Annotated in this window: 18 protein-coding genes; 15 read left to right on the forward strand and 3 right to left on the reverse strand. The window is 70.8% G+C overall.

What is annotated here, in order from left to right; translation table 11 throughout:
• Positions 1-42: 42 nt before the first annotated feature.
• From JOE64_RS01020 to JOE64_RS01035, 4 genes are all read left to right on the forward strand, one after another.
• Positions 43-1,029 carry a Gfo/Idh/MocA family protein gene (locus tag JOE64_RS01020; RefSeq protein ID WP_204962511.1) on the forward strand — a complete coding sequence of 329 codons (987 nt, stop codon included), beginning with the start codon at positions 43-45 and terminating at the stop codon, positions 1,027-1,029.
• Entirely contained in the window at positions 1,026-1,463 is a 438-nt protein-coding gene (locus JOE64_RS01025) for a hypothetical protein (RefSeq protein WP_204962512.1), read from the forward strand. Before JOE64_RS01020 ends, JOE64_RS01025 begins: the two co-directional genes overlap by 4 nt.
• Before the next feature lie 79 nt (positions 1,464-1,542).
• Positions 1,543-2,238: an acyl-CoA synthetase gene (locus JOE64_RS01030; protein ID WP_204962513.1), complete on the forward strand. Its 696-nt coding sequence runs from the start codon at positions 1,543-1,545 to the stop codon at positions 2,236-2,238.
• Positions 2,235-2,570: an amino acid transporter gene (locus JOE64_RS01035; RefSeq protein ID WP_204962514.1), complete on the forward strand. Its 336-nt coding sequence runs from the start codon at positions 2,235-2,237 to the stop codon at positions 2,568-2,570. Before JOE64_RS01030 ends, JOE64_RS01035 begins: the two co-directional genes overlap by 4 nt.
• A gap of 119 nt (positions 2,571-2,689) precedes the next feature.
• Here JOE64_RS01035 and purB read toward each other — a convergent pair whose 3' ends face one another.
• A complete protein-coding gene (purB, locus tag JOE64_RS01040) occupies positions 2,690-4,078 on the reverse strand; it encodes an adenylosuccinate lyase (protein ID WP_204962515.1) in 1,389 nt (462 codons plus the stop codon).
• Positions 4,079-4,111: 33 nt separating this feature from the next.
• Complete coding sequence (locus tag JOE64_RS01045; protein WP_204962516.1) at positions 4,112-4,618, reverse strand: low molecular weight protein-tyrosine-phosphatase; 507 nt, start codon at positions 4,616-4,618, stop codon at positions 4,112-4,114.
• A 173-nt stretch (positions 4,619-4,791) separates the two neighbouring features.
• Between JOE64_RS01045 and JOE64_RS01050 the strand changes: the two genes are divergently transcribed.
• Complete coding sequence (locus JOE64_RS01050) at positions 4,792-5,091, forward strand: hypothetical protein (RefSeq protein WP_204962517.1); 300 nt, start codon at positions 4,792-4,794, stop codon at positions 5,089-5,091.
• Position 5,092: 1 nt separating this feature from the next.
• Positions 5,093-6,421, forward strand: coding sequence for a hypothetical protein (locus JOE64_RS01055; protein ID WP_204962518.1), 1,329 nt, complete (start codon positions 5,093-5,095; stop codon positions 6,419-6,421).
• On the opposite strand, the gene JOE64_RS01060 is transcribed toward JOE64_RS01055, so the two are convergent.
• Positions 6,387-6,785 (reverse strand): phage holin family protein, encoded by a 399-nt coding sequence (locus JOE64_RS01060; RefSeq protein ID WP_204962519.1) that lies wholly within the window; start codon positions 6,783-6,785, stop codon positions 6,387-6,389. The two genes, JOE64_RS01055 and JOE64_RS01060, sit on opposite strands and share 35 nt — an antisense overlap.
• A gap of 88 nt (positions 6,786-6,873) precedes the next feature.
• Here JOE64_RS01060 and JOE64_RS01065 point away from each other — a divergent pair, with 88 nt between their 5' ends.
• The 9 genes from JOE64_RS01065 (at position 6,874) to JOE64_RS01105 (ending at position 18,185) form a co-directional block, all read left to right on the forward strand.
• A complete protein-coding gene (locus JOE64_RS01065; RefSeq protein WP_204962520.1) occupies positions 6,874-7,950 on the forward strand; it encodes a histidinol-phosphate transaminase in 1,077 nt (358 codons plus the stop codon).
• Positions 7,951-8,278: 328 nt separating this feature from the next.
• Positions 8,279-9,409, forward strand: coding sequence for a thiamine pyrophosphate-dependent enzyme (locus tag JOE64_RS01070; RefSeq protein WP_204962521.1), 1,131 nt, complete (start codon positions 8,279-8,281; stop codon positions 9,407-9,409).
• Entirely contained in the window at positions 9,406-10,392 is a 987-nt protein-coding gene (locus tag JOE64_RS01075; protein ID WP_204962522.1) for an alpha-ketoacid dehydrogenase subunit beta, read from the forward strand. The genes JOE64_RS01070 and JOE64_RS01075 overlap by 4 nt, the downstream gene beginning before the upstream one ends.
• An 11-nt stretch (positions 10,393-10,403) precedes the next feature.
• Positions 10,404-11,768 (forward strand): dihydrolipoamide acetyltransferase family protein, encoded by a 1,365-nt coding sequence (locus JOE64_RS01080; RefSeq protein WP_204962523.1) that lies wholly within the window; start codon positions 10,404-10,406, stop codon positions 11,766-11,768.
• Between the two features lie 64 nt (positions 11,769-11,832).
• A complete protein-coding gene (locus JOE64_RS01085; protein WP_372432877.1) occupies positions 11,833-14,325 on the forward strand; it encodes a phosphoketolase family protein in 2,493 nt (830 codons plus the stop codon).
• 219 nt (positions 14,326-14,544) lie between these two features.
• Positions 14,545-15,483 (forward strand): metal ABC transporter solute-binding protein, Zn/Mn family, encoded by a 939-nt coding sequence (locus tag JOE64_RS01090; RefSeq protein ID WP_204962524.1) that lies wholly within the window; start codon positions 14,545-14,547, stop codon positions 15,481-15,483.
• The gene (locus JOE64_RS01095) at positions 15,480-16,334 is read left to right on the forward strand and encodes a metal ABC transporter ATP-binding protein (protein ID WP_204962525.1); all 855 of its coding nucleotides are present in this window, start codon (positions 15,480-15,482) and stop codon (positions 16,332-16,334) included. The genes JOE64_RS01090 and JOE64_RS01095 overlap by 4 nt, the downstream gene beginning before the upstream one ends.
• Entirely contained in the window at positions 16,331-17,191 is an 861-nt protein-coding gene (locus JOE64_RS01100; RefSeq protein ID WP_204962526.1) for a metal ABC transporter permease, read from the forward strand. The genes JOE64_RS01095 and JOE64_RS01100 overlap by 4 nt, the downstream gene beginning before the upstream one ends.
• A 514-nt stretch (positions 17,192-17,705) precedes the next feature.
• On the forward strand, positions 17,706-18,185 hold the full coding sequence (locus JOE64_RS01105; protein WP_204962527.1) for a Fur family transcriptional regulator: 480 nt from the start codon (positions 17,706-17,708) through the stop codon (positions 18,183-18,185).
• Positions 18,186-18,197 lie beyond the last annotated feature (12 nt).

Below are 18,197 nucleotides of genomic sequence, written 5' to 3' on the forward strand. Positions count from 1 at the left end.
CCCGCCCGCCGCCCGCGCGCGACCACTCCTCGAACGGACGACATGATCAGACTCGCCACCATCGGGACGAGCACCATCACCGAGCGGTTCGCCGCAGCGGTGGCCGCAACCGAGGGCATCCGCATCGACGTCGTCTTCTCGCGCGACATCGAGCGCGGTCGCGCCTTCGCCGACCGCCTCGGCGTCGCGAACGCGACCGACGATCTCGAGAGCCTGCTGCGCTCGGGCACGGTCGACGCCGTCTACATCGGCTCGCCCAACGGCGCCCACGCCGCGCAGGCGCACGCCGCGATCGCCGCGGGTGTGCACGTGTTCCTCGAGAAGCCCGCGACCCCCACCGCGGCCGAATTCGCCGACCTCGTCGCGGCCGCCCGGGCGCGGGGCGTCGTGGTGTTCGAGGGCATGCGCAACGTCTACGATCCGGGGATGGCTCTCGTCGCCGACCTGCTGCCGCAGATCGGCCGGGTGCGTCTCGTCTCGTTCGGACAGTCGCAGTACTCGGCGCGCTACGACCTCGTGCTGCGCGGCGAGACCCCGAACATCTTCGACCCGGCGCTCGCGGGCGGGGCACTGTTCGACCTGGGCGTCTACCCGCTGAGCGCGCTCATCCATCTCTTCGGTGCGCCCTCGTCGATCACCGGATCGACCGTCACGGTTGCGACCGGCGCCGACGGCGCGGGCGCCGCCGTGCTCTCTTACCCCGATCACGTCGCACAGGTCTCCTTCTCGAAGATCGGCGTCTCGCGTCGACCGAACGAGATCCAGGGCGAGCTCGGCACGATCGAGATCGACGAGATCACCGCACCCCGCGAGGTCGTCGTGGCGCTGCGGGGCGCCGAGGCGCAGACGTACCGCGTGGACGGGGCCGAGAACAACATGCGGTACGAAGCGGCCCGGTTCGCCGAGCTCGTCCGCGGCGAGGCCGATGCATCGCCCGACCAGGAGCGCACGCTCGCGGTGCTGCTGGCCGTCGAGGCGATCCGAGCGGCCGACGCGACGACAGGGAACGAGGAAGGCGGACGACGATGACCGAGACGCACAGCGGCTTCAGCGCCGACGAGCGCGCCGCGATGGCACAGCGTGCCGAAGAGCTGCGATCGACCAAGGGGCTGAAGGGCGCGGCCCGGCTCGCGAAAGAGCTCGAGGCGTGCGGTGAGGCGATCGAGGCTCTGACCGGCATCGACGGCGAACTCGCCCGGGCCGTGCATCGGATCGTCTCCGACGAGGCACCCGCGCTCGACCCGAAGACCTTCTACGGCTTCCCGGCGTACGCGACCGACGGCAAGGTGGTCGTGTTCGTCCAGCCTGCGTCGAAGTTCGACACCCGCTACCCCACCGTGAGCTTCACGGAGCATGCGCGGCTCGACGACGACGCGATGTGGCCGGTGTCCTTCGCCGTGGTCGAGGTGACGGATGGCGTGATCGAACGCCTGCGCGCACTGGTGCGCCGCGCGGTCTCCTGAGGTTCGAGGCGGCGGAGCGTTCGGGGCGACGACTTAGACTGGGAGGGTCCCGATTTTTCCCAGCCCGGATGAGCCCCACGTGACCGACGCGACGTCCCGCACCTTCGAGGTGCGCCATCTTCAGCTTGCGCGCGCAGTGCTGGCGGCCATGGCGGCGATCATGATCACGTTCACGGCCGATCACTCCGCGGCCGTCGGACTCGCGGTCTTCAGCGGATACGCGATCGCCACCGCCCTCGTCCTGCTCGTCGCCGCGTGGCTCGTCTACCCCTCCGGCTCGCGCGGACCGGTGGTGCTGCTCGGTGCCCTCACCCTCGTCGCGGGGATGCTCACGGGCATCCCGCCGCTGCGGACCACGACGCTGTTCTTCGTCGCGGTGATCGTCTGGGCCTTCGTCACGGGCATCGTGGAACTCGTCACCGGCCTGCGGGCGCGGCGCGGGCGCGACCCGTTCGCGCGCGACGCCATCCTCATCGGGGCCGTCACGATCGCCCTCGGCGTGGGCCTGCTGCTGGTCAACCCGGGCTACAGCCTCGAGTACGTCATCCGCGAGGCGGGACCCCACGCTTTCACCCTCACCGGCATCACGATCGGCGTCGGCCTCTTCGGCGGCTACGCGGCGATCGTGGCGGTCTTCCTCGGCATCGCCGGCTTCTCACCGCGTCGGGAGGCGTCCGTCCCGTCGGTCGCCGACGGCTCCGCGCAGAGCCCTGACCGTGTCGACGCGGCTCGCGCCGACAACACCCCGACGCACCCCGCAGGAGAGACCGCATGAGCGATCATCGCCCCACCCGCCGCGATCTCATGAAGCCCGTCCAGCTGCTCGGGTTCGGGTTCGCCGCGGCCGCCTTCGCCGGCATCATCACTCTCATGTCGATGGGCTTCTTCCAAGACCTCGACGGCGCCGAACGGATGAAGGTCGTCGTGGTCTCGCTGGTCGTCGCGGGGATCGCGTTCATCGCGACGCTCGTGATCATCGCGCTGCTCATGCTCGCGGTCGACCCCGCGCAGGTGTCGCGCCCCGTCGACCGTGCCGTGCTGCTTCCGCCCGACGAGGGCGACGGCTCCGAGGCGCCCGACGCGGGGGCATCCGGCGGCTCGCACTGACCGCTACGGGCTGCCTCTTGCCGAGCGCCGAGCGCCGAGCGCCACAGGTGCGCACGCGCCCACGGACGCTCACGCCCGGTCGCACCGCGTCGGCGCGCGGCCCGACCGGGCGGTGATGGTCAGCTCTGGTCGACCAGGGCGTCGGCGAGGCCCGTGTAGGTCGCCGGCGTCAGCGCGATGAGGCGGGCCTTGGCATCGGCGCCGATGTCGAGTCCCTCGACGAAGGCGACGAGCTCGGTGTGGCCGACGCGGCGACCGCGGGTGAGGTCCTTCAGCAGTGCGTACGGGTCGGTGATCTGCGAACGGCCGGCGACGATCTCGGCGCGCACGACGGTCTGGATCGCCTCGGCCAGCACCTCCCAGTTCGCGTCGAGATCGGCCAGCAGCACGTCGCGGGCCAACAGGATCTCGGTCAGCCCGCGCTGCAGGTTGTCGAGGGCGAGCAGCGAGTGCCCGAACGCGACGCCGATGTTGCGCTGCGTCGTCGAGTCGGTGAGGTCGCGCTGCATGCGGCTCGTGACGAGGGTGGATGCCAGGGTCTGGAAGAGCCCTGAGGCGATCTCGAGGTTGGCCTCGGCGTTCTCGAACCGGATCGGGTTGATCTTGTGCGGCATCGTCGACGAGCCGGTCGCACCCGCGACCGGGATCTGGGCGAAGAACCCCATCGAGATGTAGGTCCAGATGTCGGTGGCGAGGTTATGCAGGATGCCACCGACGTGCCGCGCACGGTCGTAGAGCTCCACCTGCCAGTCGTGCGACTCGATCTGCGTCGTGAGGACGTTGAAGTCGATGCCGAGGCCCTCGATGAACGTGCGCGAGAGCGCCGGCCAGTCGACGTCGGGGGCGGCGGCGAGGTGCGCCGACCAGGTGCCGGTGGCACCGGAGAACTTCGCGAGGTACTCGCCGTTCTCGATCTGCGCGGCGACGCGCTCGAGCCGCCACGCGAAGACCGCGATCTCCTTGCCCATCGTCGACGGGGTCGCCGGCTGGCCGTGCGTGCGCGAGAGCATCGCGGCGTCGCGGTGCTCTCGCGCGAGGTCTCCGAGCGCGTCGATCACGGCGCGCAGCTTCGGCAGCCAGACGTTCTCGACGGCGCGCTGGACGGTGAGGGCATACGACGCGGAGTTGACGTCCTCGCTCGTGCACGCGAAGTGCGTGAGTTCGGCGATCGCGCCGAGGCCGAGCGTCGACAAGCGATCGCGCACCAGGTACTCGACGGCCTTCACGTCGTGACGGGTCACCGCCTCTTTCGCGGCCAGCCAGTCGATCTCGGCCTGCCCGAAGTCGCGGTAGAGGGCCCGGAGGCTCTCCTTCTGGGCATCCGTCAGCGCCGTCGAGCCGAACAGGCCGCGGTCGGTCAGGGTGATGATCCACTCGACCTCGACCTCGACCCGCGCGCGGTTCAGGCCCGCCTCGGAGAGATAGTCGGCGAGGCCGGCGACGGCGGCACGGTACCGGCCGTCGAGCGGGCTGAGGGGCTGCGGCGGCAGGGAAGAGGCAGAGGTCAAGGCGCGGGGCTCCGATCGGTGAAAATCGGGCGCTCAGGACGTCGTGCGGATCGCGGGTTCGAGCTGCCGGAAGAGCGCCCGGCTCGCACTCTCGATCATAGCGAGCACCTCGTCGAACATCTCCGGCCCCGCGTAGTAGGGATCGGGCACGTCGAGCACATCGCCGGCGTTCGTGTCGAAAGAGAGCAGAAGGGCGAGCTTGTCGGTGTCGTCGGGCGTGCGCGCCCAGCTGGTCAGGATGCGTTCGTGGGAGCGGTCCAGCGCGACGATCAGGTCGTTGCGGTCGAAATCGTCGAGCGTGAACTGGCGGGCGCGATGGTGTGCGCCGTCGTAGCCGCGGCGCGCCAGAGCGTCGATGGTGCGGGCATCCGCCCGTTCGCCGACGTGCCAATCGCCCGTGCCCGAACTCGTCGATGCGACGAGGGCGCCGAACCCGGCCCGCTCCGCGAAGCCGCGGAAAACGATCTCGGCCATCGGCGATCGACAGATGTTCCCGGTGCACACGAAGGCGACGCGGAACGGCTCGGCACGTCGGGGCATTCCCTCATTCTGGCGGTGTCGGGGCCGAAGGGGTAGGTGCGGGCGACATTGCGGTCCGGTGCGGTGCGGTCGCCGGGGTCACCGCCCCCTCCCCGGGTGGCCTCGTGCGCGATCTGTCCACCGATCCGTCGTTCGGGGCGCATCGCTGCGCTCCACGGGGGCAGGGTCGGATCATGCCGACCCTCGCCGACCCTTCGACACTCGCCGCTCTCGCCGCCGCTCGGCGGCTGCTCGATCGTGCCCGCGACGACGCCGTGACGTTGCGCGGCGATGTCGGAGCGCTGGCGGATGCCACCGACTGGCACGCGCGCGCGACCGACGGATATCGGGCGGGCGTGTCGTCGCTGAGTGACAGCCTGGCCCGGCTCGAGCGTCTCATCGACGCGGCGGATGCCGATCTCGCCGCCGCCGCATCCACCCTTTCCCGGGCACCGGACGGTGCCGCGTCCCTGGCGCTGTCGGGGTGGTGGTGAGATGGGCGAGGATCTGGACATCCGCAGCGGCGGGGTCGTGGCCGTCGACACCGAGACCCTGCGTGCCGCTGCAGGTCGCCTGCGGATCGTCGCGGGGGAGTGCGACGGCGTTCGCGACACGATCGAACAGGCCCGCCGCGCTCTCGTCGCGGCGGGCGTCTGGGCGACGACGTGGGCGATCCTGCCGAGCACCGCCGCCGCCGGAGCAGGCGATCGGTGCCGGCGGCTGGCGTCCGACCTCTCCTCCATGGCCGACACGTACGACGTCGCGGAGTTGTCGTCGGCGGCATCCGTCGCCGAGTCCGCGGGCGACACGGCGCTCGCGGCGCAGCTGCGCTCCCGCGCCATCGCGATCATGAGCGCCGACCCGTCGGTGCCGCTGCGCTTGGCGGCCGCGACGCTCGCGTGGCGTACCGAGACCGTGGCGGCCCTCGCCGCCCAGTACCGCGCTCCGACCGTTCCCGGGACGATGGAGCCGTGGGGGGCGGAGGCGCTCGCGCTGCTGGCGACGGGCGTGATCGGCGCTGTGGGGCTCGGTGCCGTGCCGTCCGGCACACGGCTCACGGGTCACCCCGACCCGGTGAGCGTGCAGCGCCTCTCGGCCGGGCGCACCACGGCGCCCACGTCGCTCGCCCAGACCGTCGACCGGATTCCGCAGGGCGACGGGCGCGTGCGGGTCGAGCGCTACACCATGCCCGACGGCGGTCGGCGCTACGTCGCCTACGCCGCCGGCACGGCTCTCGGCGGTCGCGACGACGAGGTGTGGGACATGGACTCGAACCTCGGGCTCTACACGCGCTCGCAGGGCGAATCCCTCGACGCCCTGACGGGCGCGCTCGCCGATGCCGGCGCGAAGCCGGGCGACACGGTCGGACTCGTCGGCTACTCGCAGGGGGCGATGGATGCCTCGTACGCCGCGATCTCGGGTGTCTACGACGTGCCGTTGCTGATCACCTTCGGCGATCCGGTGCAGGCCGAGGTCGGCGACGGAACGCTCAGCGTCGCGGTGCGCCACCTCGACGACCCGGTCTCGGCGCTGTCGGCGGGGGGCTTCGCCGGAGGGGTCGGCGCGGTCGGCAGCTTCGTCGCATCACGGGAGTCGCCCGGCACCGCGTTCAGCGGGCAGGGAATCATCGGTCAGCATGCGCTGGATGCCTACCGCGATACCGCGGTGCTGCTCGACCGTTCGGGTGATCCGCGCATGGACGGTGTCCGCGACCGGCTCGGAGATCTCTCCGCAGCGGTCTCGGTCGACGCCGTCGTCTACGGGGCGGCCCGCAGCGAGGAGGCGGAGGTCAGCGTCGGTCCCTCCGCTGCGGGCGGAGGATGATGCCGAACACCCAGTTGATGAGGGAGATCACGAGGGCGGCGACCACCGCGAGCCAGAAGTCGCCGAGCGACAGTCCCCAGCCCCACCACTGCGTCACCCAGGCGGTGATCCACAGCAGCAGACCGTTGATCACCAGCGAGATCAGCCCGAGCGTCAGGATGTACAGCGGAAAGGCGACGATCTTGAGGACCGTGCCGATGATCGTGTTGACGAGGGCGAACACGGCGGCGACGGCGAGGAGCGTCAGCACGAGCTGGAGCGTCTCGCCGGGGGCGAAGGGCGTGACGACGACCTGCAGCGAATCGATCAGGGTGACCACCCAGATCGCGAAGGCGTTGACGGCGACACGGACGAGGAAGCGCATGGTCCATCCAGTCTTCCACGGTGCCCGGCCGGAGGGAATGGCATCCGGTCACGCGCACCCGTCCCCGCGTCCCTCATAAACTCGGGGCGTGACCGAATCGCCCGTCCGCATCCGTCCCGAGATCGCCGCTCTGCCCGCCTATAAGCAGGGCAAGCAGGCCGGTGCCGAGGCGTTCAAGCTCTCCAGCAACGAGAACCCGTACCCGCCGCTGCCGAGCGTCGTCGCCGCGGTGCAGAACGCGATCGCGTTCAACCGCTACCCCGACGCGTCGTCGCCGCGGCTGCGCGCGCGGCTCGCCGAGCGCTTCGGAGTGAGCGACGACGCCGTCCACATCGCGGCCGGTTCGGTGTCGATCCTGTTCCAACTCGCGCAGGCGACGAGCGGTCCCGGTGACGAGATCCTCTTCTCGTGGCGCTCGTTCGAGGCCTACCCGGGCCTCGCGGTCATCGCCGGGGCGACGGCGGTCACGGTGCCGAACGCCGCCGCGGGCGGGCACGACCTGGATGCCATGGCGGCGGCGATCACCGACCGCACCCGCATGGTGATCGTCTGCAGCCCGAACAATCCGACCGGACCCGTCGTCACGCAGGAGCGTTTCGATGCGTTCCTGACGCGGGTCCCCTCCGACCTGCTCGTCGTCCTCGACGAGGCCTATGTCGAGTTCGCGACCGACCCCGACGCGGTCGACGGTGCGAGCGTGCTCGCCGCCGGGCATCCGAACGTCGTCGTGCTGCGCACGTTCTCGAAGGCGTACGGCCTCGCCGGCCTGCGCGTCGGCTACGCCGTGGGAGACCCGGCGATCCTCTCGGCCGCGCGCAGCGTCGGCATCCCGCTGTCGGTCACCGCCGCCGGCGAAGAGGCGGCGCTCGCGAGCCTGGATGCCGAGGACGAGCTGCTCGAGCGCGTCCGCGACATCGCACTCCGGCGCGACGCTCTCGTCGAGCGCCTGCGCGCCGCCGGCTGGGACGTCCCGAACGCGCAGGGCAACTTCGTCTGGCTGCCCGCGGGCGAGCGCACGATCGACGTCGCCGCGGCCTTCGACGAGGCGGGCCTGATCGTCCGCGCCTTCCCGGGTTCGGGCGTGCGGATCTCGATCGGCGAGCACGAGTCGATCGACCCGATCGTCGCCGTCGCCGCCTCCGTCGCTCCCTCCGTCGCCCTCTGACCCCACGCGCCGCCGCCTCGGCTTCAGAGGCGCCGATCTGCGGGTGCAGCCCCTGGCGCCCCACAATTCGGCGCCTCTGAACCGCGCCCCGTCGCTGTCAGTCCCGACGGCGGATGCCTCGACGCCCAGAGGCGGCAATGTGCGGGTCTCAGGCGGCGCGACCCGCGATTCGGCGCCTTCGAGGGGCATCCGAGGAGCATCCGAGGGGCCTCCAGGCCGCCGAGGCGCCCCGGCGCGGCAGGGGATTGTGGGGCACGGACGGGGGAACGAGGCATCCGTTGTAGCGCGCATGCAGACCCGCGCATGCTCCCGCGGCTACCGTGGAGGGATGACCACGCCCGACGATCCGGCACTCGTGCGCGTTCTGGCCTCCGACGGGACGTTCGCTCCGACGCCCGAAGCGGAGCGCTACCTCCCGCTCATCGACGCGCTCACCGATTCCGACCTCGAGACGCTCTACCGCGACATGGTCGTCGTGCGGGCGTTCGACCGGCAGGCCACGAACCTGCAGCGGCAGGGGCAGCTCGCCCTCTGGCCGCCGTCCTTCGGGCAGGAGGCCGCCCAGGTCGGCTCCGTCCGCGCCGCGCGCCCCCAGGACCACCTTTTCCCCTCGTACCGCGAGCACGTCGTCGCCACGACGCGCGGCGTCGACCCGATCGACATCATCCGCGTGATGCGCGGACTCACGCACGGCGGGTGGGATCCGACCGATCCGAAGAACGGGAACGTGCACATCTACACGCTCGTGCTCGGCTCGCAGACCCTCCACGCGACCGGCTACGGCATGGGCATGGTCTTCGACGGGCGTTGCGGCACGGGCGACCCCGAGCGCGACGCCGCCGTCATCGTCTATTACGGTGACGGCGCCTCGAGCCAGGGCGACGTGCACGAGGCGATGGTCTTCGCGAACACGTATCGCACGCCGCAGGTGTTCTTCCTGCAGAACAACCACTGGGCGATCTCGGTTCCCGTCGCGACGCAGTCGCGCGCCCCTCTCCACCACCGCGCCGCCGGCTACGGCATGCCCTCGACCCTGGTCGACGGCAACGACGTGCTGGCGAGCTTCGCGGTGTCCAAGCTCGCACTCGACGAGGCCCGCGCCGGCGACGGCCCGCGGGCGATCGAAGCGCTGACCTACCGCATGGGCGCGCACACCACGAGCGACGACCCGACGAAATACCGCACCTCCGACGAGGAGCAGTCGTGGGCGCGGCGCGATCCAATCCTGCGCATGCGGGCGTACCTGGAGGGTCGCGGCGCCTCGGCGGCGTTCTTCGACGAGACGGATGCCGCGGCCGCCGCCTATGCCGACGACGTGCGCGTCCGCACGAACGAGCTCGGTGGGCTCGAGGCATCCACGATGTTCGCGCACGTCTACTCCGACCCGCATCCGCTCGTCGCGGAGCAGGGGCGCTGGCTCGCCGACTACGAGGCGTCGTTCGAGGGAGGCGCCGCATGACCGGGTCGATCACCACGATGCCGTTCGCGAAGGCGCTGAACGCGGGCCTGCGCGCCGCGCTCGCCGCCGACGACCACGTCCTGCTCATGGGCGAGGACATCGGCAAGCTCGGCGGCGTCTTCCGTGTCACCGAGGGACTGCAGGCCGAGTTCGGCGACCGCCGGGTGCTCGACACCCCGCTCGCCGAGTCCGGCATCGTCGGAACCGCGATCGGCCTCGCCATGGCGGGGTTCCGCTCGGTCGTCGAGATCCAGTTCGACGGGTTCGTCTTCCCCGCGTTCGACCAGATCACGACGCAGCTGGCGAAGCTCACCAACCGGCTCGAGGGTGCGGCATCCTTCCCCGTCGTCATCCGCATTCCGTACGGCGGCCACATCGGCGCCGTCGAGCACCACCAGGAGAGCCCCGAGGCCTACTTCGCGCACACGCCGGGGCTGCGGGTGGTCTCGCCCTCGACCCCGAACGACGCGTACTGGATGATCCAGGACGCCATCGCCTCGCCCGACCCCGTGATCTTCCTCGAGCCCAAGGCCAAATACTGGCTCAAGGGCGAGGTCGACACCGCCGAGCGCGCGCTGCCGCTGCATGCGTCGCGCGTCATCCGCCGCGGGACCGACGTCACCCTCGTCGGGCACGGCGCGATGGTGACGACCCTGCTGCAGGCCGCCGCGCTCGCCGAAAGCGAGGGAACGAGCTGCGAGGTCGTCGACCTGCGCTCCCTGTCGCCGATCGACTACGGGCCGATCCTCGATTCGGTGCGGCGTACCGGTCGCATGGTCTACGCGCAGGAGGCCCCGGGCAACGTGTCGGTGGGGTCGGAGGTCGCCGCAACCGTCATGGAGCGGGCCTTCTTCGCCCTCGAATCGCCCGTCCTCCGGGTGTCGGGCTTCGATGTGCCCTTCCCCCCGGCGAAACTCGAGGGCGCGTACCTGCCCGACGTCGACCGCATCCTCGAGGCCGTGGACCGCGCCCTCGCCTACTGACGGAGAACCTCATGAGCACGCAGACGTTCCACCTACCCGATGTCGGCGAAGGTCTCACCGAAGCCGAGATCGTCCAGTGGCGGGTCGCCCCCGGCGACGCCGTCGCGGTGAACGACGTCCTCGTCGAGATCGAGACCGCGAAGTCGCTCGTCGAGCTGCCCTCGCCCTTCTCGGGAACGGTCGACGAACTGCTCTCGGCCGAGGGCGAGACGGTGACCGTCGGCGCCGCCATCATCACGATCGAGGGTGCCGCTCAGCAGCCGGATGCCACGTCGGGCCTGTCGGCCCACGGCGAGCCGGCGGCGCCGGCCGAAGACGACGGCGAAGGAGCCGTACTCGTCGGCTACGGTACGGGCGGCGCCGTCTCGTCGCGGCGCAAGCGTCCGGCCGAGCGCAGCGAGGCGGTGCGGGCATCCGTCGGCGTCGTCGCGAAGCCGCCGGTGCGCAAGCTCGCCCGCGACCTGGGCGTCGATTTGGCGCAGGTGGTCCCGAGCGGACCGGCCGGCGAGGTGACCCGCGACGACGTCGTGGCGCACGCCGAGCAGGCGAGCGTCTTCCGCAACATCGCGACTCCCGCCGCCCCCGCTGTGCGCGAGCACATGATCCCGGTGGCTCCGGCGCCCGCCGCGACGCCGACGCCGGCGGCGACCACCCGCGTGCGCGAGGTCGACGACCGCGAAGAGACGATCCCCGTCAAGGGCGTGCGCAAGGCCACGGCCTCCGGCATGGTCCGCTCGGCGTACACCGCGCCGCACGTGTCGGTGTGGACCGACGTGGATGCCACACGCACGATGGAGCTCGTCAAGCGCCTCAAGGCGTCGCCCGATTTCGCCGACATCAAGGTGTCGCCGCTGCTGATCATGGCGCGCGCGGTCATCTGGGCGTGCCGCCGCACGCCGCTCGTCGGCGCCGCGTGGGTCGACAACGAAGACGGCTCGGCCGAGATCCACGTGCGCAACTACGTCAACCTCGGCATCGCCGCGGCCACTCCGCGCGGACTGCTCGTCCCGAACATCAAAGATGCGCAGGACCTCAGCATGCGCGGCCTCGCGCAGGCGCTCGAGAAACTCACGCTCACGGCGCGCGAAGGCCGTACGACGCCCGCCGATCAGCAGGGCGGCACGATCACGATCACGAACATCGGCGTGTTCGGGATGGATGCCGGCACCCCGATCATCAACCCGGGCGAGTCCGGGATCGTCGCGATGGGCACGATCCGGCAGAAGCCGTGGGTCGTGGACGGCGAGGTGCGCCCGCGATTCGTGACGACCGTGTCGGGCTCGTTCGACCATCGCGTCATCGACGGCGACGGCATGAGCCGGTTCATCGCCGATGTGGCATCCATCCTCGAAGAGCCCGCGCTGCTGCTCGACTGAGCTTCGCGATTAGTTCCGGTGGCGGGGCTGGTCAGCGCTGTGGGTGAGATGTCACAGTGTACGTGTGACCGCTAACAACTCTCTCAATGCCCGAGGTGAGACGCCCGCGACGCCGTGGGTGCCCGCCGACGGCCCCGTCTCCGACGCCGACGTCGCCACGATCGACCTGTGGTGGCGCACCGCGAACTACATGAGCGTGGGCCAGATCTACCTGAAGGACAACCCGCTGCTGCGGGAGACCCTGACCCGAGACCACGTCAAGCCGCGCCTCGTCGGGCACTGGGGCACCACCCCCGGGCTGACGTTCATCTACGCGCACCTCAACCGCGCCATCGCGCGCCGGCTGCAGCCGACGATGTACATCATCGGTCCGGGACACGGCGGGCCGGGACTCGTCGCGGCATCCTTCCTCGACGGCACGTATACGTCGACGTACAACAGCATCTCGAACGACGAGGCCGGGCTGAAGCGGCTGTTCACCCAGTTCTCGTTCCCGGGTGGCATCCCCTCGCACGTCGCCCCCGAGACCCCCGGGTCGATCCACGAGGGCGGTGAGCTCGGCTACGCGCTCTCGCACGCGTACGGCGCCGCGTTCGACAACCCCGACCTGCTGGTCGCCGCCGTCGTCGGCGACGGCGAGGCCGAGACCGGCCCCCTCGCCACAAGCTGGCACTCGAACAAGTTCATCGACCCCGCGACCGACGGCGTCGTCCTGCCGATCCTGCACCTGAACGGCTACAAGATCGCCAACCCGACGGTGCTCGCTCGCATCCCCGAAGAAGAGCTCGTCGCCCTCATGACCGGGTACGGTCACAAGCCCTACGTCTTCACCGCGGGTTTCGACGACGAGGACCACCTCTCGATCCACCGCCGCTTCGCGACGATGCTCGACGAGGCCCTCGACGAGATCGCCCGGATCAAGGCCGAGGCCGCGACGAACCCCGACATGGACCGCCCCGCGTGGCCGATGATCGTCATGCGCACCCCGAAGGGCTGGACGTGCCCGCCCGAGATCGACGGCAAGCGCACCGAGAACTCCTGGCGTGCGCACCAGGTGCCGCTCGCCTCGGCGCGTGACACCGACGCGCACCTGAAGGTGCTCGAGGGATGGCTGCAGTCCTACCGCCCCGAGGAGCTGTTCGACGAGGCCGGCGCCCCGCGCCCCGAGGTGACGGCGCTGACCCCTCCCGGCGACCTGCGCATGAGCGCCACGCCGCACGCCAACGGCGGTCTGCTGCTGCGCGACCTCGTGCTGCCCGACTTCCGGGAGTACGGCGTCGACGTGCCGACGCCCGGCGCGACGATCGCCGAGGCGACGCGCGTGCTCGGCGGATGGCTCGAGGCGGTCATGGCGGCGAACCTCGACAACTTCCGTGTGTTCGCGCCCGACGAACTGGCATCCAACCGCATCCAGGCCGTGCTCGATGTCACCGACAAGAGCTGGAACAACGGCCTCGACAGCGATGACGAGCACCTCGGCAAGCGGGGACAGGTCGTCGAGATGCTGTCGGAGCACCAGTGCCAGGGCTGGCTCGAGGGGTACCTGCTGACGGGGCGTCACGGCCTGTTCACGTCGTACGAGGCCTTCATCCACATCGTCGACTCGATGTTCAACCAGCACGCGAAGTGGCTCAAGGTCTCGCGCGAGCTGCCCTGGCGTCGGCCGATCGGAAGCCTGAACTACCTGCTCTCCAGCCACGTCTGGCGGCAGGACCACAACGGCTTCTCGCACCAGGACCCGGGATTCATCGACCACGTCGTCAACAAGAAGGCCGAGGTCGTCCGGGTCTACCTGCCGCCGGACGCGAACACCCTGCTGAGCGTCTACGACCACTGCCTGCGCTCGCGCGACTACGTCAACGTCGTCGTCGCCGGCAAGCAGCCGCAGGCCTCGTGGCTGACGATGGACGAGGCGATCGACCACTGCACCCGAGGAGCCGGCATCTGGGAGTTCGCGTCGAACGTCCCCGCGGGTGAGGAGCCGGATGTCGTGCTCGCCGCCTGCGGCGACGTGCCGACCCTCGAGGTGCTGGCGGCGATCGACATCCTGCGCCAGGAGCTGCCCGACCTGAAGGTGCGGATGGTCAACGTCGTCGACCTCATGCGCCTGCAGCCCGAGGAGGAGCACCCGCACGGCATGAGCGACCGCGAGTTCGACCAGCTGTTCACGACGGACAAGCCGATCATCTTCGCCTACCACGGCTACCCGTGGCTCATCCACCGGCTCACCTACCGTCGCAACGGTCACGCGAACCTGCACGTCCGCGGCTACATCGAAGAGGGCACCACGACGACTCCGTTCGACATGGCGATGCTCAACAAGATGGACCGTTTCTTCCTCGTGCGGAAGGTGATCGAGCGCGTGCCCGGACTGGCGTCGAGGGCGGCTCTGCTCAGTCAGAAGCTCGAGGATCAGCGCATGGCGGCGCGCCGATACGCCCGCGCCACAGGCGAGGACCCGGTCGAGATCCGCGACTGGACCTGGCCCGACGCGCGTGGTCTCGCCGATGCCGGCGCCGTCAGCGCCACCGCGGCGACCGGCGGTGACAACGAGTAATCGCCCCATTTCGACAGCAGGCTGAACCGACGGAGCGCCGCCACGCGGCATCCGCCTCGCGCTCAGCCTGCTGTCGGCGTTTCGGGAGCATCCGTCGTCGTGCGCATGTCGCGAAGCGACGATCCGCTCGGCGCCGAGGGGGCGGAGCCACGCGAATGCTCAGCAACCTCTTAACCGCTGAATTTGATAACGATTATCAGCACGCCTAACGTGGAGGGCATGAAGCGTCCCCTCCTCCTCGTCGCCGCGCTCTCCGTGGCCACTGCCCTCGCCCTCACCGGCTGCTCCAGCAGCGGTGGCACCGCCCCGTCCGCTTCGGGCACGTCCGGCGGCACGATCGCGGTCGTCGCGTCGACCAACGTCTACGGCGACATCGCGCAGACCGTCGGCGGCGACCACGTGAAGGTGACCTCGCTGATCGCCGACGAGAGCAAGGACCCGCACGAGTTCGAGGCCACGGCGACCGACCAGCTCGACATCCAGGGCGCGCAGCTGCTCATCCAGAACGGCGGCGGCTACGACCCCTTCATGGCCTCGCTGAAGGATGCCGCGAAGTCCGACGCCCCGCTCATCAGCGCGGTCACCTTCTCGCCCGAGTGGAAGGGCAGCGACCCGTCGGAGGCGGTCGAGGGCTTCAACGAGCACGTCTTCTACGACCCGCAGACGATCGCTGCGGTCGCCGACGACATCGCCGCGAAGCTCGGCGCCATCGACCCGGCCGACGCCGACACCTTCACCGCCAACGCGAAGGCCCTGCGCGCCGACATCGACGCCACAGTGACGCCGATCCTCGACGGCATCGCCAAGGCGCACACCGGGGCCGAGATCTTCGTCACCGAGCCCGTGCCGCTGTACCTCGCCGAGGCCGCGGGGCTCAAGAACGTCACCCCGTCGGAGTTCAGCGAGGCCGTCGAAGAGGGGCAGGACGTTCCGCCCGCCACTCTGCTCGAGGCGCTGAATCTCATCGGCTCCGGCTCGGTGAAGCTGGTGTTCGTCAACGCGCAGGCCGGCGGTGCCGAGACCACGCAGGTCGAGTCGAAGGCCGCAGAGACGAAGATTCCGGTCATCAAGGCATCAGAACTTCTCCCGGACGGCGACACCTACGTATCGTGGATGACCGACATGGCTACCCAGATCAAGACCGCGCTCGGTTCGTGAGTTCCCCCGTACCTCTTCGCATCGTGGCCGCCGCGCTCTCGCGTGGCGGCCACGAGCTGTGGCGCGGCCTCGACCTCGAGCTGCAGCCCGGCGAGCTCGTCGCTGTCCTCGGGCCGAGCGGGGCGGGCAAGACCACGCTCCTGCGAGCCATCCTGGGCCTCGAACGGCTCAGCGGGGGATCGATCGAGGCGCTCGGCGAGCGGGTGCACCGGGCGGGGAACCGCCGCATCGGCTACATCCCCCAGCAGCGCCCGCTGCCGCGGCACACCTCGATGCGCGGGCGCGACCTGGTGCGCCTGGGCGTCGACGGCCACCGCTTCGGCTTTCCCCTGGTGCGCCGCGGCGACCGCGAGCGCGTGCAGAGCCTCATCGAGGCCGTCGGCGCGGCCGCGTTCGCCGACCGGCCCGTGGGCCTGCTCTCCGGCGGAGAGCAGCAGCGACTGCGCGTCGGACAGGCGCTCGCCGACGATCCCGGTCTGCTGCTGTGCGACGAGCCGCTGACGAGCCTCGACCTCGCCAACCAGCGCGACGTCATCGACCTCATCGACCGGTACCGCCGCGACAGCGGCGCCGGCGTTCTGCTCGTCACGCACGACATCAACCCCGTGCTCGACCAGGTCGACCGCATCCTCTACCTCGCCCGCGGGCGCTTCACGCTGGGGCGACCCGACGACGTGCTCACCTCCGAGACCCTCACCGCCCTGTACGACACCCCGGTCCACGTCGCCCGGGTCGGCGGGCGGCTGGTCGTCGTCGGCGTTCCCGATTCGGATGCCGGGCACCACCACCACGGCGACCACGAGGACGCACCGGTCGCCGCGGCGGGCGCCCAGGCAGGGGAGGCCGCGTGAACTGGGACCAGATCGGGCAGGCGCTCTTCGGCGGGGCATCCCGCTACGGCGAGATCCTCGAGCTCGTGCAGAACTCCGTCTGGGCGGGAGCGGTGCTCGGCATCGTCGGCGGGCTCATCGGTGTGTTCGTGATGCAGCGCGACATGGCCTTCGCCGTGCACGGCATCAGCGAGCTCTCCTTCGCGGGAGCCGCCGCCGCGCTGCTGTTCGGCATCGACGTCGTCACGGGGTCGATCATCGGATCGCTCATCGCTGCGGGCCTCATCGGATGGCTCGGCGCGCGCGCCCGCGACCGCAACTCGATCATCGGGGTGCTCATGCCGTTCGGCCTCGGCCTCGGCATCCTCTGCATCTCGCTCTACAACGGCAGAAGCGCCAACCGGTTCAGCCTGCTGACCGGCCAGATCGTCTCGGTGCAGAGCGACCAGCTGACGATCCTCATCGTGCTGAGTGCGCTCGTACTGGTGGCACTGCTGCTCATCTGGCGCCCGCTCACCTTCGACTCGCTCGACCCGCAGTCCGCGGCGGCGCGCGGGGTGCCCACGACCGCCGTCTCGTTCGCCTTCATGCTGCTGCTCGGCATCGTCGTGGCCGTCGCGGTGCACATCATCGGCGCCCTGCTCGTGCTCTCGCTGCTCGTCACACCCGCCGCCGCGGCGATGCGCGTCTCGACCGGCCCGCTCGCCGTGCCGCTGCTGGCTGCCGGCTTCGGAGTCACCGCGGCCGTCGGCGGCATCCTTCTCGCCATCGCGGGCACCTTGCCGGTCAGCCCGTACATCACGACGCTCTCGTTCCTCATCTACCTGGTGTGTCGGGTGATCGACGGAGTGAAGCGGCGCGGCACCGTCGAGGCGTAGCCCGCGCGGCTGGTGGTGCGGGCAGGGGCGCGGGGGTGCTCTCGGGCCGCTCGCGGGGTGCTGCCCTGGCATCCGCCCCGTGGGGTCGGGGTCGCGTGTGGTCGCTGGGGCGCGTGTTTTTGCGCGTTCGGGGTCGTGTGTGGTCGGGTCGCGGGTCGTGGGGCGGCACGACGAGGCCCCGAACTGTGCGGAGGGATGCCGTGGCCGTGGCCGTGGCCGTGGCCGTGGGCGCGGGCGCGGGCCGAGTCGGGTGGTGAGGGTGGGGCGTTCTTGCCTGGCATCCGCCTCGTTGGGTTGGGGTCGCGTGTGGTCGCTGTGGCTCGTGCGTGTGCGGGTTCGGGGTCGCGTGTGGTCGCGTCGCGGGTCGTGAGGCGGCGCGACGGGACCCCACACCGAGCAGAAGTGGCGCCGAGACGCCGGTAAGGTGCGGGCGAGGGGGCGGATGCCGGGGGTGCAGCGCGGGGCCGCGAGATCTCCCAGCCAGCTCCGAAACCCCACGGGTAGGATTCCGGGCATGGCCCAGCGCAACACCTGGCAGCGCGATCGCGTGCGCGCGGCGCTCGGCGACGCCCCCGGCTTCGTCAGTGCGCAGGATCTGCACGCCGCACTCCGGAGCGACAACACGGGCATCGGCCTGGCGACGGTCTATCGCGCGCTGGCGACGCTCGCCGCGAGCGGTGAAGCCGACCAGCTGCAGAGCCCCGACGGCGAGGCGATCTACCGCGCGTGCTCGACGACCGGGCACCACCACCATCTGATCTGCCGGTCGTGCGGCCGCGCCGTCGAGATCGAGGCACACGAGGTCGAGGCGTGGGCGCAGCGGACGGCTGCCGCCCACGGCTTCACCCAGGCCGAGCACGTCGTCGACATCTTCGGTCTGTGCGGCGCGTGCGCGCTCGCCGCCGACACGGCCGCCTCGGCCGAACCCGTCACCCCGGCCGACGGAGCCGCGCCGGCGACGACCGAGCACGTCACCCCGGAGAACGGTGACTGACCGGGCGCTGAC

Origin of the sequence: Microbacterium dextranolyticum, assembly GCF_016907295.1 — a bacterium.
In the GTDB taxonomy this organism is placed as follows: Bacteria; Actinomycetota; Actinomycetes; order Actinomycetales; family Microbacteriaceae; genus Microbacterium; species Microbacterium dextranolyticum.

Excerpts from the sequence above, each read along its gene's own strand:
- JOE64_RS01020 (WP_204962511.1), top strand. The coding sequence starts at position 43 with ATGATCAGACTCGCCACCATCGGGACGAGCACCATCACCGAGCGGTTC.
- JOE64_RS01025 (WP_204962512.1), top strand. The coding sequence starts at position 1,026 with ATGACCGAGACGCACAGCGGCTTCAGCGCCGACGAGCGCGCCGCGATG.
- JOE64_RS01035 (WP_204962514.1), top strand. The coding sequence starts at position 2,235 with ATGAGCGATCATCGCCCCACCCGCCGCGATCTCATGAAGCCCGTCCAG.
- JOE64_RS01045 (WP_204962516.1), bottom strand. The coding sequence starts at position 4,618 with ATGCCCCGACGTGCCGAGCCGTTCCGCGTCGCCTTCGTGTGCACCGGG.
- JOE64_RS01050 (WP_204962517.1), top strand. The coding sequence starts at position 4,792 with ATGCCGACCCTCGCCGACCCTTCGACACTCGCCGCTCTCGCCGCCGCT.
- JOE64_RS01055 (WP_204962518.1), top strand. The coding sequence starts at position 5,093 with ATGGGCGAGGATCTGGACATCCGCAGCGGCGGGGTCGTGGCCGTCGAC.
- JOE64_RS01060 (WP_204962519.1), bottom strand. The coding sequence starts at position 6,785 with ATGCGCTTCCTCGTCCGTGTCGCCGTCAACGCCTTCGCGATCTGGGTG.
- JOE64_RS01070 (WP_204962521.1), top strand. The coding sequence starts at position 8,279 with ATGACCACGCCCGACGATCCGGCACTCGTGCGCGTTCTGGCCTCCGAC.
- JOE64_RS01075 (WP_204962522.1), top strand. The coding sequence starts at position 9,406 with ATGACCGGGTCGATCACCACGATGCCGTTCGCGAAGGCGCTGAACGCG.
- JOE64_RS01080 (WP_204962523.1), top strand. The coding sequence starts at position 10,404 with ATGAGCACGCAGACGTTCCACCTACCCGATGTCGGCGAAGGTCTCACC.
- JOE64_RS01090 (WP_204962524.1), top strand. The coding sequence starts at position 14,545 with ATGAAGCGTCCCCTCCTCCTCGTCGCCGCGCTCTCCGTGGCCACTGCC.
- JOE64_RS01105 (WP_204962527.1), top strand. The coding sequence starts at position 17,706 with ATGGCCCAGCGCAACACCTGGCAGCGCGATCGCGTGCGCGCGGCGCTC.